The organism is Blastococcus sp. TF02A-26 (assembly GCF_003319125.1).
In the GTDB taxonomy this organism is placed as follows: Bacteria; Actinomycetota; Actinomycetes; order Mycobacteriales; family Geodermatophilaceae; genus Trujillonella.
The window spans coordinates 49,919-65,072 of the sequence record NZ_QOHG01000002.1; the positions used below are offsets into that span (position 1 = coordinate 49,919).

Consider the following 15,154-nt stretch of genomic DNA (forward strand, 5'->3'; position numbering starts at 1 on the left):
CGCGCCGGAGTGACCCGTCGGTAACATCCCCTCGCCATGTCACTGTCGCGCCCCGCCTCCGCTCCGGCCCGCCGCACCTCCCGCCTCCCCCGGAGTGCGCGCCGGCTGCAGCTGCTGCAGGCCGCGCAGGAGGTCTTCGTGGCCCAGGGGTTCCACGCCGCGGCCATGGACGAGATCGCCGACCGGGCCGGGGTCAGCAAGCCGGTCCTGTACCAGCACTTCCCCGGCAAGCGGGAGCTGTACCTGGCCCTGCTGGAGCTCCAGGTCACCGAGCTCGCCGAGCGGGTCCGCTCCGCCATGTCCGGTACCGCGGACAACCAGGAGCGGGTCGACGGCGCCGTCGGCGCCTACTTCGACTTCATCGACGCCGAGGGCGAGGCGTTCCGGCTCGTCTTCGAGTCCGACCTGCGCAACGACGAGGACGTCCGCACCCTGGTCGACCGCGGGACCCGCGAGTGCGTCGAGGCGATCGCCGACGTCATCGGCGCCGAGACCGGTGCCGACCACGAGCGCGCGCTGCTGCTGGCCGCCGGCCTGACCGGGCTCGCCGAGACCAGTGCGCGGTGGTGGCTGGCCAGCAAGGGGACGGTCACCCGCGACGAGGCCGTCGCCTTCATGTCCGCGCTGGCCTGGCGCGGGATGTCCGGCTTCCCACGGGTGGACGGCGGAGCCTGACCCTCGCCGTTCGCTGTCGGCGCAGCCGTACGGCGGGTCCCCGGGTCGGCCGCTGGACTAGCGTGGACGCAGCTGAGCTACTCGAGGAGGCATCCAGCGTGGAAGTCAAGATCGGTGTCCAACACTCCCCCCGGGAGCTGGTCATCGACAGCCCCAAGACCCCCGACGAGATCGCTGCCGACGTGGCCGCGGCCATGAGCGGTGCCACCAAGGACGGGCTGCTCTCGCTCGTCGACGACCGCGGTCGCCGCGTCGTCGTCCCGGTGGACCGGATCGCCTACGTGGAGATCGCCCCGGCCGACAAGCCGCGCGTGGGCTTCATCGCCGGCGCCTAGCGAGAACTGCCGCCTCGGGGCGTCCCCTCTCCGGAGGGGGCGCCCCGAGGTCGTTCACGCCTCCGGCACCCGCGCCGCGGCCAGCTCCCGGCGCAGCTCCAACGCCCGCTGCGGGAAGTTCGTCGTCACCAGCCACGCGCGGTCGTCGCGCAGCCACGCCCGCAGCCCGGCCGGGTCGTCGACGGTCCACACCAGCAGCGGCACGCCGGCCCGCCGTGCCCAGCGCGCACCCCAGAGCCGCGCGTGACCGCGGGGGCAGACGGCGAGGTTCGCGTCGCAGGCCCGGCGGCGCCGCCCCGGCAGCACCTCGGAGATCCGCCCGGACAGCACCTTCGCGAGCCCGCGCAGACCGGCGTCCCGGGCGAGCGCGATCCCGACGAGCAGGTCCGGGTGGCGGTCGCGGGACCAGTTCCGCACCGCCGCGACCGCGTCGTCGTCGAGCCCCGTGACCACCACGGCGTCCGGGCCCATCACCTCGACCACGTGCCGCACCAGCACGACCTCCTCGGCCGGCGCGACGTCCCCCGCCTCGGGCCGGGACGCGAACTTGAGGTCCAGGTGGACGCGCGTGCGGCCGCGCAGCGCCGCGAGGGCGTCGTCGAGCAGGAGGAACGTCCCGGCCAGGGCGGCGAACTCGGGGAACGTCAGCGAGGCGACCGGGACGCGGCGGTCCCCGTCGGCCACCCAGGAGTCGTGGTGGACGACGTGGACGCCGTCCCGGCACCGCTGGACGTCGACCTCCACGTACTCGCAGCCGTTCCCGGCCGCCTCGCGCAGCGCCTCGAGGGTGTTCTCCCGCGCGACGTCGTCCCCCACCCCGCCGCGGTGCGCCGACAGCAGCGGCGTCACGGGTTGAGGCCCAGCGTCCTCATCCGGTCGGTGTGCGCGCTGGTGATCCGCTCGATGAGGCGGCCGATGCCCGAGAGGTCCCCGGTCCCGGTCATGATCAGCTGGGCCAGGTCGTCCCGCTCGGCGATGACGGCCTGCGACTGGGTGATGGCCTCACCGACCAGCCGCCGTCCCCACAACGCGAGCCGGCCGGCCACCTTCTGGTTGCTGACGATGGCGGCCCGGACCTCGCGGACGGCGAAGTCCGCGTGGCCGGTGTCGGCCATGACCTCGAGGATCAGCGACCGGTCGGGCTCGGGCAGGAAGGTCGCGACCTCGCGGTAGAAGTCCGCGGCCAGCCCGTCGCCGACGTAGGCCTTGACCAGGCCCTCGAGCCAGGTCCGCGGCCGGGTGCTGGTGTGGAAGGCGTCGAGGGCGGCGACGAAGGGGCCCATGGCCTCCACCGGGTCCGCGCCGAGCTCGACCAGCCGCGCGGTCAGCCGCCCGTGGTGCGCCAGCTCGGCGGCGGCCATGCGGGCCAGCGCGGCGTGACCGGTCAGCGTCGGAGCCAGCCGGGCGTCCTCCGCCAGCCGGTCGAAGGCGGTCAGCTCGGCGTACGCGAGCGCGCCGAGCAGGTCGACGACGGCGCGGGTCTCGACCGTGGTCACGGAACTCCTCGGGGTCCGGAGGGAGCACAGCGGGGGTGGTCCGGGTGCCCCGGCGGGGGTACTCGACACGCTGCGGCACGGAGGCTAACCGTCGCGCGCGGTAACATGGGGGTCGGTGGGCCACCGGCCCGCCTGATCCACGTGCGCTGACACGTCTTGGACGACGCCCCGCAGAGCCCCTCCCGGGCGCGGGGCAGTCTCCCGGGCAGCCCTCGCAGGGACCCGGTCCGCTGGCCGCGTCGGCGCTGGAGAGAGATCCGCGACAACCGACCGCGGAGCGCGACCGCAGCGACGAGGACGTCGTCCGCCGGTGCCCGCTCCCCCAGCAGACCGAGGCGAGAGCACTGACCTCCACCGAGAGCACCCCCACGACCCCCGAGACCGAGCGCGCCGAGACCGGCGCCCCGGCACCCGAGCAGATCGAGCAGTCCGTCGAGGAGCTCGGCGGCGCGCCGGTCGCGCCCGACAGCCCGCTGTTCAGCGACTTCGACGTGCACCCCGACATCGTCGCCTCGCTGGCCGACGTCGGCATCCACCGCACCTTCGCCATCCAGGAGCTCACCCTCCCCCTGGCGCTGGCCGGCAACGACCTCATCGGCCAGGCGCGCACCGGCACCGGCAAGACCCTGGGCTTCGGTGTCCCGCTGCTCACCCGCATGACCCCGCCGAGCGAGGGGGCCGACGGCGTCCCGCAGGCGCTGGTCGTCGTCCCGACCCGCGAGCTGTGCGTGCAGGTGGCCCGCGACCTGGGCGCCGCCGGCACCCGCCGCGGCATCCGCGTGCAGGCGATCTACGGCGGCCGCGCGTTCGAGCCGCAGATCGAGTCCCTGCAGAAGGGTGTCGAGGTCGTCGTCGGCACCCCGGGCCGGCTGCTCGACCTGGCCCAGCGCGGCGACCTGATCCTGGGCAAGGTCAAGGTCCTCGTCCTCGACGAGGCCGACGAGATGCTCGACCTGGGCTTCCTGCCCGACATCGAGCGGATCCTCGCGATGGTCCCGGAGAAGCGGCAGACGATGCTCTTCTCGGCGACCATGCCGGGCCCGATCGTGACCCTCTCCCGGTCGTTCATGACCCAGCCGACGCACATCCGGGCGCACGGCAACGACGAGGGCAGCACCGTCCCGCAGACGACCCAGTTCATCTACCGGGCGCACAACCTGGACAAGCCGGAGCTGCTCGCCCGCGTGCTGCAGTCCCGCGACCGCGGCCTGGTGATGGTCTTCTGCCGCACCAAGCGCACCGCGCAGAAGGTCGCCGACGAGCTGGTCGACCGCGGGTTCGCCGCCGCTGCCGTGCACGGCGACCTCGGCCAGGGCGCGCGCGAGCAGGCGCTGCGCGCGTTCCGCAGCGGCAAGGTCGACGTGCTGGTCGCCACCGACGTCGCCGCCCGCGGCATCGACGTCACCGGGGTCAGCCACGTCGTGAACTACCAGTGCCCCGAGGACGAGAAGACCTACGTCCACCGCATCGGCCGCACCGGCCGGGCCGGTTCGACCGGTGTCGCCGTGACGCTGGTCGACTGGGACGACATCCCGCGCTGGCAGCTGATCAACAAGGCGCTGGACCTCGGCTTCGACGACCCGCCGGAGACCTACTCCACCTCGCCGTGGGTCTACACCGACCTCGACGTGCCCGAGAGCGCGAAGGGCCGGCTGCCGCGCTCGCAGCGGACCCGCGAGGGCCTGGAGGCCGAGACCCTCGAGGACCTCGGCGAGACCGGCAAGCGCAACCGTCCCGCGGCCGGCGGTCGCGACGGCGCCCGGGACAGCCGCGGCCCGGCGCGCGACGCCGGCGCCGACGATGCCGAGCGCCCCGCGGGCCCGCGCAAGAGCCGTCCGCGTCGCCGCACCCGCGGCGGGTCGGGCGGGGGCTCGGCGGACGCCGGCACCCCGCAGCCGTCCGCCGAGGAGGCGACCGGCTCCCCGGACGCCTCCGGTGGGGCCGCCACGTCCGGCGAGGGCTCGTCCCGCCCGCGTCGCCGTCGTCGTCGCGGCGGTTCGGGCCGCGGTGCCGCCGGTGCTCCCGACGGCGGTCCCGAGTCCGCTTCCCAGTAGTCCACTCCGATGCCCCGACTGCGCCGCCCGCCGCTGCGGGTCTGGGTGTGGACCGCGGCCACCCTCGTGCTCGTGGTGGTGGCCGCGCTCCTGTGGCGCGGCTCCGACGCCGCGGCGACGGAGAGCACGACCGCTGCACCGGCCGACGTCCCCGACGGGGCGCCGGCCGGCGCCGTCTCGCGGGCCTGGGCCGCCGACGGCGACCCCGTCCCGGAGACCCCGGTGCAGGCCGGCCGGGTGCTCCTCGGTGAGGCGCACGGCGTCCGCGCCCTCGACGCGGTCACCGGCGAGGAGGCCTGGCACTACACCCGCTCCAACGCGCGGCTGTGCGACGTCACCGCCGTGGACGGCCGGGCGGTCGCGGTGTTCGCCACCGCGGGGCGCTGCGACGAGGCCGTGGCCCTGGACGCGGGCACCGGCGTCCGGCAGTGGACCCGCAACGTGAGCCTGCGCCCCGACGTCTCGCTGACCAGCGCGCCCGGCATGGTGGTCGCGACCTCGCCGACGGGGGTGGTCGCGATCGACCCCGCCAGCGACACGCTGCGCTGGAGCTCCGAGGTCTCGGAGGGCTGCCGGATCGAGACCGGTTCGGCCGGCAGCTCGGCCGTCGTCCTCCTGGAGTCCTGCGACGGGACGGCGCGGCTGCGCGGTCTCGACCGCAGCGACGGCGAGCAGCTGTGGAGCCGGGACGTGCCACCGCCCGACGACGGCGGCGCGGTCCAGCTCGCTGGGGCCGGCCGGCTGGTCGCCGTGGTGGCCGGCGCGGAGCTGCAGCTCTTCCAGGGCGACACCGGCGACCCGCTGCCCGCCCTCCCCCTCCCGCCCGGGTCCGCCGACGACGCACCGCCGGCGGCCGTCGAGACGACCGGCACGCTGCTCGTCTGGGCCCGCGGCACGACCGTCGCCCTCGAGCAGCCGCGCGGCCGGGTGCTGTGGTCGCAGTTCTCCCTCGGGCTGCCCGCGGTCGATCCGGACAAGGCGCTGCAGCTCGGCAGTGCGCCGGTGCTGGTGCCCGAGGACGGCGCGTTCGTGTCCCGGGACCCCCGGACGGGCGCGGAGACCGGCCGCAGCACCGTCGACGGTGGGCTGCCCGCCGGCGGGCGGACGGCGACGGTCGGACCGGTGGTGGTCTACCGGCTGCCCGACCGGGTGATCGCCTCCTCCTAGCGGGGACCCGCCCGGCAGCGGCCGCCGCGACGCGGTTCACTGGGTGCATGGTCATGCCCGGCGGCTCCGACGACCGCACCACCCTCGCCATCGCCCCCGACGACCTGCGCCAGCTGGCCGACCACGACGCCTCGGCCCGGACGTTCACCGGCGGCGCCGGCCCACTCGCCGCGCTGGACACCGGCGGGGACGGCGAGCGCGGCACCGTCCTCATGGTCGCCGGCTACACCGGCAGCAAGGAGGACTTCGCCCCGCTGCTGGCGCCGCTGTGCGCCGCCGGCTACCGGGTCGTCGCCGTCGACCAGCGGGGCCAGTTCGAGTCCCCCGGCCCGGACGACCCGGCGCGTTACTCGGTGGCCGAGCTGGCCGAGGACCTGCTCGGGGTGGCGCGGGTGATCGCCGACGAGACCGGGGTGCCGCACCTGCTCGGGCACAGCTTCGGCGGGCTGGTGGCCCGCGCCGCCGTCCTCGCCGACCCGTCCGCGTTCCGATCCCTGACACTGCTGGGCTCGGGCCCCTCGCAGCTGGTCGGCCCGCGCGCCGACCTGCTCGACCACCTCGGTCCGCTGCTGGACAGCGGCGGCGTCCAGCTGGTGCACGAGACCCTCGAGCAGCTGGCGATGACCGACCCCAAGGCGCAGGCCGTCCCCGAGCCGACCCGCGCCTTCTACGCCCGCCGGTTCCTGGCCAACAGCGCCGCCGGCCTGCGCGGCATGGCCGACGCGATGACCTCCGAGCCCGACCGGGTCGCGGAGCTGGCCACCACCGGCATGCCGGTGCTGGTCGCGCACGGCGTGGCCGACGACGCCTGGACCCCGGCCGCGCAGGCCGACATGGCCGAGCGGCTCGGGGCGCGGCACGTGGTGATCGCCTCGGCGATCCACTCCCCCGCCGTCGAGAACCCGCCGGAGACGCTGGCCGCCCTGCTGGACTTCTGGGCGTCGGTGTCGGTGTCGGCCGCCGACGAGGACGCCGGCTCGACCGCTGCGGGACGCCCGTGACCGGCTACCGGACGCCGCTGCCCGATCCGGCCGGCTGGACGGCGGAGGAGGACTCCCGCGGGTTCTTCGGCCCCGACAGCGTCACCTGGCGGATCCACGCCGACCCCAGCTACTCCGCCGGCGGGCTGCGCGCGCTGATGCTGCAGGCCCTGCACCCGGTCGCGATGGACGGGGTGGCCCGCAACTCCGCCGCCTTCCGTGACGAGCCGTGGCAGCGGCTGATCCGCACCGGCCAGTACGTGGAGACGCTGACCTTCGGCACCCGCACCGAGGCGCGCCGCACGGTCGCCCGGGTGCGCGGACTGCACCACCAGCTGGGCGGCGTCGAGGAGTCCACCGGGCGCGCGTACCGCGTCGACGACCCCGACCTCCTGCTGTGGGTGCACAACTGCGAGGTCGACTCACTGCTGTCCACCGCCCGCCGTGCCGGGGTGCCGCTGACCGACGCCGACGCCGACCGTTACGTGGCCGAGCAGGTCGTCGCCGCCACGCTGGTCGGGGTCCCGGAGGACACCGTGCCGCGCACCGTCGCCGCCCTCGACGCGTGGTTCGCCGAGATGCGGCCGTCGCTGGCCGCGACCGCCGCGGCGCGCGACGCCGTCCGGACGCTGCTCCTGCCGCCGATGCCCACCTGGGTGCAGCTGCTGACCCCCGCCCGGCCGGCGTGGGGCGGCCTGGCCGGGCTCGGCTTCGCGCTACTGCCGGTGTGGGCACGGCAGATGTTCTCGATGCCCGGGCTGGGTCTGACCGACGCCGCGGCGACCGGCGCGCTGCGGGCGTTCCGGCAGGGCCTGCTCGCGCTGCCGGTGCGGATGCGTCAGTCGCCGATCGTGCGGGCCGGGTTCGACCGGACGGCACCGGCGGTCAGCGCGTAGCAGGCTTCGCTGATGGAGGCCCTGATCAGCCCTTCATCACGTACATCGACATCGCGAGCAGCGCCATGAAGATGACGGTGAAAGGCTCGACGTAGTCCCACGCGCCGGGGACGAGGCGGACGGCTAGGGCCAGCGGCACCGCGGCCGCGGCGAGCGCCACGACGACGACGCCCCGTTGATGCTCCGGCGACCACGGTCGACTCTCGATCTGCCCGGGCTGCGCCCCCGACACGGCCGGTGGACCGACGTCTTCGTCCACGCCCCGTGCCGCCCCGTGCCAGCCGTCGCCCCGTCCGGACGACGACCGCGGAGACTCTTCGGCATGCGCCCGCGACCACGTGTACTCGCTGTCGGGGTGCCACGCCTGCCAGGCACCCAGCCGGCTCACGGCCTCGAGGATGACCGGGTAGAGCTCTTCCGCGAGCCGGTGAACGGCGTTCACCAGCGGCAACATCTGCTGGTTCGCGAACTCCGCCAGGGCCTGCATCGCTGGCGCCAGCTGCCGAGCCAGATCATCCAGAGCAGGCCCCATCGCCTCCAGCAGACGCGCCGCAACCGCCTCTGCGAGAGTCGGCGGTGCTACGGCCGGCGCGGTCATGTCATCAGACTACGACCAGTGATCGACTGCTCGCTCGCCAAAGTGGCCGGCTCCTCCTCGGCGAGAAAGCTCCACGTCTCCGGCTGCGGGCCCGCAGCCCGGCCAGGGGCGCAGCTGGAGCGGAAGTCGCACCAGCCGCACTGCCGACCCGGGACGGCGGGGAACGCGGCGTCGGCGTCCTCCCCCGCCTGGAGCGCCTCGGAGGCCCGCTCGATGTCGGTGGCGGTGTCCTCGGCCCGGCGCACGTGGTTGGCCAGCGAGCGGTCGGTGTGCTCGAACGCGGCGACGGTGCCCGAGGGCAGGTGGTGCAGCTCCACCCGGCTGCAGGCGCGGCGCAGGGTGCGGCGGACACCGAGCACGTAGGTGGCCAGCGCCGCCGAGCCGCGCGCCTCGTCCTCGGTGCTGGGCCGGCGACCGGTCTTGTAGTCCACGACGACCAGCTCGTCGCCACGCAGGTCGATGCGGTCGATCCGGCCCGACAGCGCCAGCCGCTCGGTGGTGGCCGCGACCTGGCGCTCGGTGCCGACCGGTTCCTCGGCCGGGTCGAGGCCGGTCACGTAGTCGGTGAGCCAGCCCGCGGCCCGGGAGCGCCAGCGCTGGGCCTGGTCGGCGTCGCGGAACCCGGCGGGCGACCAGACGCCGTAGAGCAGCTGGCGGGCCGAGGCCGCCGTCCGCTCCCGGAGCGGCAGCTCCCACCACGACCGCAGCGCGGCGTGCACCGCGGAGCCGACGGAGTTGTGCGCCCAGGCGGGGCCCTTCGGCGGCGTCGGCCGGTCGAGGTAGGCGTGCCGGTAGCGGCGCGGGCAGTCGGTGAAGGTGGCGAGTTTGCTCGGTGTCGCGGGGAAGAGCCGGCGAGGCATGCCCGGCATCTCCAGCTGTCCCCCCATGCCCCCACGCTAGCGCCGGGGGCCGACGGTCCCGACGACGCGAGCGACGAAGGAGGACTTACGGGCGGTGTACTCGCCCCAGTCGTCGGTCTGCGCGGCGATGCCGCGCTTGAGGGTCACGTACTCCCGAGCCAGGGCCCCGTCGCGGAGCAATGCGTCGCGGAAGGTGGTCCGGCGGTGCCACTCCGCACCGTCGGCCAGCACCACGTGCACGACGGTCACCCGAGTCCCGTCGACCCACCGGGCGAGCCAGCCGTGGGGTTCGCCCTCGGCCGTGGTCCGGTTCCCGCCCTCGACGAGCCCGGCCTCGGTCAGCACCGCCACCGCCTGCGGGTTGGCGGCCGCAGGAACGCCGACCAGGACGTCGACGACGTCCTTGGCCTCGATGCCCAGGGCCGTGGACCCGACGTGCTCGACGGGCGTGCCGGGTCCGAGGATGCCGCGGATCCGGGCCGCCTCAGTCGCGAACCGAGCCGCCCAGCCGGCGGGGTCCGGGGCGACCAGCTCCACGTCAGTCGGTGAGCGGCGCGCTGCCGGTGCCGGCGGCCAGGAGGGCCTCCAGCTGATCGGGCGCGGTGGTGCAGGCGGCGATCGGCGTCGCCTTGTTGCTGCCGTGGTAGTCGCTGGAGCCGGTCACGACCAGCCCGAGCTCGCCGGCCAGGCCGCGCAGGTGCGCCCGCTCGGCGTCGCTGTGGTCGGGGTGGTCGACCTCCAGGCCGAGCAGGCCCGCCTCGGCCATGGCGGCGATCGCGTCGTCGTCGACGACCCGGCCGCGCTTGGTGGCCAGCCCGTGGGCGAACACCGGCACGCCACCGGCCGCGCGGACCAGGCGGATGCCGTCGAGGACGTCGGTGTCGGCCTTGGCGACGTAGTACGGGCTGCGGTGGTGCAGCAGGTCGGCGAACGCCTCGTCGACCGAGCCCACGACACCGGCGTCGACCAGCGCCCGGGCCACGTGCGGCCGGCCCACCACGCCGCCCTGCGAGCTCTCGACGATCCGCGACCACTCGACCGGGTAGCCGGCCCCGGCGAGCGCGGTGACGATCGCCTCGCCGCGGCCGAGCCGCTCCTCGCGCAGCCGCGCGCGCTCGGCGGCCAGCGCCGGGTGGTCGGGGTCGAACAGGTAGGCCAGCAGGTGCAGGCTGATCGGGTTCCCCTCGCCGCGCATCCAGCGGCACGAGAGCTCCATGCCCGGGACGACGGTCAGCCCGCGGGGACGCGCCCGCTCGGCGGCGGCCCAGCCGTCGGTGGTGTCGTGGTCGGTGAGGGCGACGACGTCCAGCCCGGCGTCGCGGGCGGTGGCCAGCAGCTCGGCCGGCGACTGGGTGCCGTCGGAGACCGAGGAGTGGGTGTGGAGGTCGATCAGCATCGGCGGTCAGCCTGCCCGATGCCTCGTGCGGACGGCGCTCAGGGGCCCCGGGGCGGCTGCGGGATCGGCTGGGTGTCCCGCCGGCCGGTGTCCGGCTGGCCGGCGCGCTGCTGGGCGACCGGTTCGACGCCGCCCTCCTCGTCGTCCTCCACGCCGTCGGTGCCGAACAGCAGCTGGCTGACCCGGCGGTAGAGCACGTCGGCCTGCGGCAGGTAGGTGATCTCCGACAGCGCCTGCTGCTGGCCGGCGGACTCGAACCGGAAGGTGCCGTAGCCCAGCACCTGGCCGAGCAGGGTCTCCTTCCAGGTGAGGTCGGTGATCCGGCGCAGCGGGAGCAGGGCGACCGTCCGGACGACGATGCCGCTGGTCAGCAGCACGCGGCGGTTGGTGACGATGAAGTGGCGCATCCACCACTCGCCGGCGCGCAGCGCGAGGAAGCACAGGGCACCGGCGACGACGAGCAGCCCGGCCGTGGCCAGCACCCGGTTGTCCGGGTCGACGGCGAGCAGCCAGACCCCGAGGACCAGCACCGGCAGCGCCTTGAGCGTGGGTGCGATGAGCACCGCCCAGTGCCGCCGGGTGGCGACGACCGGTGGCTGCTCGGCCGGCAGGAGGTACTTGGCCGCGTCCTTGCGCCACCGCTCTGGGCGCGGGGCCGGGTCGGTCATGCGGCCTAGATCAGCGACGAGACGAAGTCACCCAGCGAGGAGGCCGCGTCCCCGAGGGTCTCCCCGGCGCTCTTCACGATCTCCGCCGACTTCTCCGGCGCCTGGATGACGTAGAAGACGACGAAGGCGATGACCACCCACGTGACGACCTTCTTGAGGTTCACGGCCACCTCCGGGGGCGCTCAGGACACCGGCGGAGAGGTCCCGCCGGGTGGCCCGGGCGGGCCGGCCACATGGGTAACACGCGCCCCACGGGCACCCGCCGCAGACACGCCGCTCGGTTACGGAGCGGTCCGGTCCTGTGCGAGGGCCGCTACTCCCCGGGGAGCAGGTGCTCGCTGGGCGGGCCCAGCGGCAGATCGGGGTAGACGCGCTCGCGCAGGTCGATGAGCTCGAGCTGCTCGGCGAGCAGCCAGGCGGCCGACATCGGCCACATGACCAGCCACAGCCAGACCCCGTAGGCCTCGCCGACGAAGGCGGCCCGGTCGTCGGTGGTGGGTACCGCCCAGAGCGGCGCGTGCTGGCCGGCGGCCTCGACCGTGGCCGAGGACGGGCCGGTGATGACGTCACCGGGGTCGAGGCCCGGGAGACCGGCGTAGCCGCAGCCGACGCCGGTGCCCGGCTCCTCGGCGACCAGCACGAGCTCCGCCGAGCCGCCCAGGGGTGCCGGGCCGGCGCAGTCGACGACGATCGCCCGCGCGCCGGGCTCGCCACCCCACGCCATGCCGGTGACCGACCAGCCCGCGGGCATGGGGTCGGGCACCCAGGCGGGCACGCGCGCATCGGCGGTGACCGCGGCGATGGCGTCGTGCGCGATGAGCGCGGTGTGGTGCAGCGGGGTGATGGCCCCGTGGACGTGGCACCACGCCTGTCCGGGGTCCCCGGGGCGGACGGCGGGGCGCTCGCCGCAGCGGGGGCAGACCGGGGAGGCACTCATCGCAGACACCGTCCTGGGGGCCGTGGGGGTTCGTCAAGCGTGGACCAGGGCGGCGCCGGGCGCGCGTAGCGTCCGCGGCGTGCCCTCTCCCGCCCCTGACAGCGGCCCGGCCGCCGGTGCGCTGCCGGTGGTCGCCTGCGTCGGCGGGGTCGTGCACGACGCCGCCGGGCGGCTGCTGCTGATCCGCCGGGGCACCGAGCCGGGCCGTGGGCGGTGGTCGGTGCCCGGCGGCCGGGTGGAGCCGGGCGAGTCGCTGGCCGAGGCGGTCGAGCGGGAGGTGCTGGAGGAGACGGGGCTGCCGGTGCGGGCGGGCGCGGTCGTCGGCCGGGTGCGCGTGCCCGGGCGGGGCGTCGTCTACGACGTGGTCGACCTCGCGTGCGCGCTGGTGGATCCGTCGGTGGTGCCGGTGGCGGGCGACGACGCCGACGAGGTCACCTTCGTCGACGCCGCCGCCCTCGAGCAGCTGTCGTGCACGGACGGGCTGCTGGAGAGCCTGGGCGCCTGGGGCGTGCTACCCCGCTGACCTGGCCGCCCGCCTCCCGGCTCAGCGGTCCTTGGGCTCCGGGCGGCCGGGCTGCTCGCCGCCGCGGGTGTCGCCGTAGCTGCGCTTGGGGACCATGACCTTGCGGCGGAAGATGCAGACGACGGTGCCGTCCTGCTTGTAGCCGATGGTCTCCACGTAGACCACGCCGCGGTCGTCCTTGGACTTGGACTCGGTCTTGTCGAGGACCGTGGTCTCGCCGTAGATCGTGTCGCCGTGGAAGGTCGGCTTGACGTGCCGGAGGGACTCGACCTCCAGGTTGGCGATCGCCTTGCCGGAGACGTCGGCGACGCTCATGCCCAGCAGCAGCGAGTAGATGTAGTTGCCGACGACGACGTTCTTGCCGAAGTCGGTGGTCTCCTCGGCGTAGTTCGCGTCCAGGTGCAGCGGGTGGTGGTTCATCGTGATCAGGCAGAACAGGTGGTCGTCGTACTCGGTCACCGTCTTGCCGGGCCAGTGCTTGTAGACGGCCCCGACCTCGAACTCCTCGTAGTACCGACCGAACTGCATGTGGGGGCTCCCGCGACGTTGCTGGGTGGAGGGCGCCGGCACGAGCGGGACAGCGGAACCTGGCGGGGCCGGGTGCTGTGCCCACGCACGCGTCGGTGACCCGCCTGGACGGGCGCCGATCCTACGATGGGCCGATGTCCACGCCCTCCACGGCCGGGAAGGCCACCGGAACGGACGTGGTCCACCTCTCCGGCACCTCGCGCCGGGTGCGCCTGGGCGTGACCGCGGTGGTGTTCGCGGTGGTCATGAGCGGCACCGTCTGGGGCGACGACTCCGACTTCCCGTTCGGCCCGTTCCGCATGTACTCGACGCGCGCCGATCCCGACGCCCCGGTCGTCTCCACCCGGGTGGTGGGCCTGACCGCGGCCGGGGAGGAGGTGCGCCTGTCCGGCGGTGCGGTGGGGCTGCGCCGGGCCGAGTTCGAGGGCCAGCTGCCCCGGATGCAGGAGGACCCGGAGCTGCTCGGCCTGCTCGCCGAGACCTTCGCCGAGCGGCACCCGGACGCCGAGCCGCTCGTCGAGGTGCAGGTGATCCACCGCCGCTTCGAGCTCGTCGACGGCCAGCGCACCGGCGAGTTCACCGACACGGTCGTCGTCGACCACGACCTGGAGGAGGCCCCGTGAGCCGGTCCGACGTCTCCTCCCCCGCCGTCCCCGCCGCGGACGACGCGACGCTGCGGAACCCGCTGCGCCCGGCGTGGTGGTTCCGCCCGGTGCCGCTGACCCGTATCGCGGTGATGCGGACCATCGCCTACCTGTTCATCTGGGTCGACGTCTGGCTGACCACCTCGTGGGTCAAGGCGCACGCGGACGTGCCGACGGAGTGGTACGCGCCGCTGACCATCGGCAAGCTGCTGGCCCTCCCCACGCCGACGCACACGGTGGTCACCGTCGTGCAGTGGGCGCTGCTGCTCACCGCCCTGGTCGCGGCGACCGGCCGGGCGCCCCGACTGCTCGGGACGGCGGTGTTCCTCCTCTACTTCGAGTGGATGGTCATCGCGATGAGCTACGGGAAGGTGGACCACGACCGGATCGCCTTCCTGGTGCTGCTGGCGGTCCTGCCCACCGTCGGCGTCGCGCGGTTCCGGGACCGGCGGCGGTCGGAGGCCGCGGGCTTCGCGATGGCGGCCGTGTTCGTCACGGTCATGCTCACCTACTTCCTCGCCGCGTGGGCGAAGATCCGCTTCGGCGGCTGGGACTGGCCGACCGGCGCCACGCTCGCCCGCGCCGTCATCCGCCGTGGCACCCCGCTGTCGGACTGGACGCTGGACTTCCCGTGGCTGCTCGAGGCGATGCAGTGGGCGATGATCGTGCTCGAGGCGCTGGCGCCGCTGATGCTGCTCGTCTGGCGTGACCGGGCACGGGTGGCACTGGTGGTCCTCCTCATCGGCTTCCACCTGATGGTCTTCGCCGGCGTGACCATCGTCTTCCTGCCGCACTGCGTGGCGATCCTGTCGATCCTGCCGTGGGAGCGGGTGCCGGAGCTCCGCAGCCGCCTCACCGGCGGTGTCCGCCGTCCCGCCCCGGCCGGATCACCCGCAGGACCCTGACCCACCCCGCTCAGAGCAGCGCTCCGATCCGGGCCGCCATCTCCGCCTCGTGCTGCTGGTAGGAGTCGGCGACTCCGGCCAGCAGCGCGCCCATGCCGGTCAGCGCGTCGGCGACCCCCTGGGCGGCGATCCGCCACTGCTCGTACAGCTCGCTGAAGCGCGCCGCGGCCTGGCTGTCGGTCCACCCGTCCAGTACCGACGTGTTCACGCTGCTGGACAAGGTGGCCTGGCGCGCCGTGGCCTCCGCCGCCTCGGCTCTGCACTGCCCGGCCATCGACTGCAGCGTGGCGATGTCGACCTTCATGTGTCCTCCTCCGGTCCGGGTCCCTCCCGGTGACGGCGGACGCTAGGCCCGACCGGGGATGGCAGCGCTCCGCCGTCCACAGGCACCGGTGCCGTCCACAGATCCGGGCTCCACGACCACCGACGGGCGCTGGTCACGCACGCTCGCCGGGTGCGTCCTGCCTCCCCACCCGACCGTCCGCGGACCCG

At 74.8% G+C, this 15,154-nt stretch carries 20 protein-coding genes; 9 read left to right on the forward strand and 11 right to left on the reverse strand.

What is annotated here, in order from left to right; translation table 11 throughout:
- The first annotated feature begins 36 nt into the window (after window positions 1–36).
- Entirely contained in the window at window positions 37–675 is a 639-nt protein-coding gene (locus tag DQ240_RS02320; protein ID WP_113838055.1) for a TetR/AcrR family transcriptional regulator, read from the forward strand.
- A 98-nt stretch (window positions 676–773) separates the two neighbouring features.
- A complete protein-coding gene (locus DQ240_RS02325) occupies window positions 774–1,010 on the forward strand; it encodes a DUF3107 domain-containing protein (RefSeq protein ID WP_029432671.1) in 237 nt (78 codons plus the stop codon).
- Window positions 1,011–1,064: 54 nt separating this feature from the next.
- Here the strand turns inward: DQ240_RS02325 and DQ240_RS23515 are convergent, their stop codons facing one another.
- Both DQ240_RS23515 and DQ240_RS02335 read right to left on the reverse strand, forming a co-directional pair.
- A complete protein-coding gene (locus DQ240_RS23515) occupies window positions 1,065–1,859 on the reverse strand; it encodes a glycerophosphodiester phosphodiesterase (protein WP_113838056.1) in 795 nt (264 codons plus the stop codon).
- The gene (locus DQ240_RS02335) at window positions 1,856–2,506 is read right to left on the reverse strand and encodes a ferritin-like fold-containing protein (RefSeq protein WP_113838057.1); all 651 of its coding nucleotides are present in this window, start codon (window positions 2,504–2,506) and stop codon (window positions 1,856–1,858) included. The genes DQ240_RS23515 and DQ240_RS02335 overlap by 4 nt, the downstream gene beginning before the upstream one ends.
- A gap of 491 nt (window positions 2,507–2,997) precedes the next feature.
- Here DQ240_RS02335 and DQ240_RS02340 point away from each other — a divergent pair, with 491 nt between their 5' ends.
- The 4 genes from DQ240_RS02340 to DQ240_RS02355 are packed head-to-tail and all read left to right on the forward strand — an operon-like array spanning window position 2,998 to window position 7,603.
- Complete coding sequence (locus DQ240_RS02340) at window positions 2,998–4,560, forward strand: DEAD/DEAH box helicase (RefSeq protein ID WP_233498429.1); 1,563 nt, start codon at window positions 2,998–3,000, stop codon at window positions 4,558–4,560.
- Between the two features lie 9 nt (window positions 4,561–4,569).
- Window positions 4,570–5,727, forward strand: coding sequence for a PQQ-binding-like beta-propeller repeat protein (locus DQ240_RS02345; RefSeq protein WP_233498430.1), 1,158 nt, complete (start codon window positions 4,570–4,572; stop codon window positions 5,725–5,727).
- Window positions 5,728–5,774: 47 nt separating this feature from the next.
- Window positions 5,775–6,728, forward strand: a complete 954-nt coding sequence (locus DQ240_RS02350) for an alpha/beta fold hydrolase (RefSeq protein WP_233498431.1) — start codon at window positions 5,775–5,777, stop codon at window positions 6,726–6,728.
- Window positions 6,725–7,603 (forward strand): oxygenase MpaB family protein, encoded by an 879-nt coding sequence (locus tag DQ240_RS02355; protein WP_113838059.1) that lies wholly within the window; start codon window positions 6,725–6,727, stop codon window positions 7,601–7,603. The genes DQ240_RS02350 and DQ240_RS02355 overlap by 4 nt, the downstream gene beginning before the upstream one ends.
- 25 nt (window positions 7,604–7,628) lie before the next feature.
- Here the strand turns inward: DQ240_RS02355 and DQ240_RS02360 are convergent, their stop codons facing one another.
- The 7 genes from DQ240_RS02360 to DQ240_RS02385 form a co-directional block, all read right to left on the reverse strand.
- Window positions 7,629–8,201, reverse strand: a complete 573-nt coding sequence (locus tag DQ240_RS02360) for a hypothetical protein (protein WP_113838060.1) — start codon at window positions 8,199–8,201, stop codon at window positions 7,629–7,631.
- The gene (locus DQ240_RS02365; RefSeq protein WP_113838061.1) at window positions 8,198–9,088 is read right to left on the reverse strand and encodes a PD-(D/E)XK nuclease family protein; all 891 of its coding nucleotides are present in this window, start codon (window positions 9,086–9,088) and stop codon (window positions 8,198–8,200) included. The genes DQ240_RS02360 and DQ240_RS02365 overlap by 4 nt, the downstream gene beginning before the upstream one ends.
- Window positions 9,089–9,097: 9 nt before the next feature.
- Window positions 9,098–9,598: a GrpB family protein gene (locus tag DQ240_RS02370; RefSeq protein ID WP_158548492.1), complete on the reverse strand. Its 501-nt coding sequence runs from the start codon at window positions 9,596–9,598 to the stop codon at window positions 9,098–9,100.
- A 1-nt stretch (window position 9,599) separates the two neighbouring features.
- Window positions 9,600–10,457: a PHP domain-containing protein gene (locus DQ240_RS02375; RefSeq protein ID WP_113838063.1), complete on the reverse strand. Its 858-nt coding sequence runs from the start codon at window positions 10,455–10,457 to the stop codon at window positions 9,600–9,602.
- 38 nt (window positions 10,458–10,495) lie between these two features.
- Window positions 10,496–11,125, reverse strand: a complete 630-nt coding sequence (locus DQ240_RS02380) for a PH domain-containing protein (RefSeq protein ID WP_113838064.1) — start codon at window positions 11,123–11,125, stop codon at window positions 10,496–10,498.
- A 5-nt stretch (window positions 11,126–11,130) separates the two neighbouring features.
- Window positions 11,131–11,289 (reverse strand): hypothetical protein, encoded by a 159-nt coding sequence (locus tag DQ240_RS23520; RefSeq protein WP_199588992.1) that lies wholly within the window; start codon window positions 11,287–11,289, stop codon window positions 11,131–11,133.
- Between the two features lie 149 nt (window positions 11,290–11,438).
- Window positions 11,439–12,062, reverse strand: a complete 624-nt coding sequence (locus DQ240_RS02385; protein WP_113838065.1) for a DUF6758 family protein — start codon at window positions 12,060–12,062, stop codon at window positions 11,439–11,441.
- A gap of 79 nt (window positions 12,063–12,141) precedes the next feature.
- Here DQ240_RS02385 and DQ240_RS02390 point away from each other — a divergent pair, with 79 nt between their 5' ends.
- Window positions 12,142–12,585, forward strand: coding sequence for an NUDIX domain-containing protein (locus tag DQ240_RS02390; RefSeq protein WP_233498432.1), 444 nt, complete (start codon window positions 12,142–12,144; stop codon window positions 12,583–12,585).
- A gap of 21 nt (window positions 12,586–12,606) precedes the next feature.
- On the opposite strand, the gene DQ240_RS02395 is transcribed toward DQ240_RS02390, so the two are convergent.
- The gene (locus tag DQ240_RS02395; RefSeq protein WP_113838066.1) at window positions 12,607–13,113 is read right to left on the reverse strand and encodes a MaoC family dehydratase; all 507 of its coding nucleotides are present in this window, start codon (window positions 13,111–13,113) and stop codon (window positions 12,607–12,609) included.
- A gap of 134 nt (window positions 13,114–13,247) precedes the next feature.
- Between DQ240_RS02395 and DQ240_RS02400 the strand changes: the two genes are divergently transcribed.
- The gene (locus DQ240_RS02400) at window positions 13,248–13,736 is read left to right on the forward strand and encodes a hypothetical protein (protein ID WP_233498433.1); all 489 of its coding nucleotides are present in this window, start codon (window positions 13,248–13,250) and stop codon (window positions 13,734–13,736) included.
- Window positions 13,733–14,662 (forward strand): MFS transporter permease, encoded by a 930-nt coding sequence (locus DQ240_RS02405; RefSeq protein ID WP_233498434.1) that lies wholly within the window; start codon window positions 13,733–13,735, stop codon window positions 14,660–14,662. The genes DQ240_RS02400 and DQ240_RS02405 overlap by 4 nt, the downstream gene beginning before the upstream one ends.
- Before the next feature lie 10 nt (window positions 14,663–14,672).
- On the opposite strand, the gene DQ240_RS02410 is transcribed toward DQ240_RS02405, so the two are convergent.
- Complete coding sequence (locus DQ240_RS02410) at window positions 14,673–14,966, reverse strand: WXG100 family type VII secretion target (RefSeq protein WP_113838067.1); 294 nt, start codon at window positions 14,964–14,966, stop codon at window positions 14,673–14,675.
- Between the last annotated feature and the right edge of the window lie 188 nt (window positions 14,967–15,154).

Excerpts from the sequence above, each read along its gene's own strand:
- DQ240_RS02320 (WP_113838055.1), top strand. The coding sequence starts at position 37 with ATGTCACTGTCGCGCCCCGCCTCCGCTCCGGCCCGCCGCACCTCCCGC.
- DQ240_RS02345 (WP_233498430.1), top strand. The coding sequence starts at position 4,570 with ATGCCCCGACTGCGCCGCCCGCCGCTGCGGGTCTGGGTGTGGACCGCG.
- DQ240_RS02350 (WP_233498431.1), top strand. The coding sequence starts at position 5,775 with ATGGTCATGCCCGGCGGCTCCGACGACCGCACCACCCTCGCCATCGCC.
- DQ240_RS02360 (WP_113838060.1), bottom strand. The coding sequence starts at position 8,201 with ATGACCGCGCCGGCCGTAGCACCGCCGACTCTCGCAGAGGCGGTTGCG.
- DQ240_RS02365 (WP_113838061.1), bottom strand. The coding sequence starts at position 9,088 with ATGGGGGGACAGCTGGAGATGCCGGGCATGCCTCGCCGGCTCTTCCCC.
- DQ240_RS02375 (WP_113838063.1), bottom strand. The coding sequence starts at position 10,457 with ATGCTGATCGACCTCCACACCCACTCCTCGGTCTCCGACGGCACCCAG.
- DQ240_RS02380 (WP_113838064.1), bottom strand. The coding sequence starts at position 11,125 with ATGACCGACCCGGCCCCGCGCCCAGAGCGGTGGCGCAAGGACGCGGCC.
- DQ240_RS02385 (WP_113838065.1), bottom strand. The coding sequence starts at position 12,062 with ATGAGTGCCTCCCCGGTCTGCCCCCGCTGCGGCGAGCGCCCCGCCGTC.
- DQ240_RS02395 (WP_113838066.1), bottom strand. The coding sequence starts at position 13,113 with ATGCAGTTCGGTCGGTACTACGAGGAGTTCGAGGTCGGGGCCGTCTAC.
- DQ240_RS02400 (WP_233498433.1), top strand. The coding sequence starts at position 13,248 with ATGTCCACGCCCTCCACGGCCGGGAAGGCCACCGGAACGGACGTGGTC.
- DQ240_RS02410 (WP_113838067.1), bottom strand. The coding sequence starts at position 14,966 with ATGAAGGTCGACATCGCCACGCTGCAGTCGATGGCCGGGCAGTGCAGA.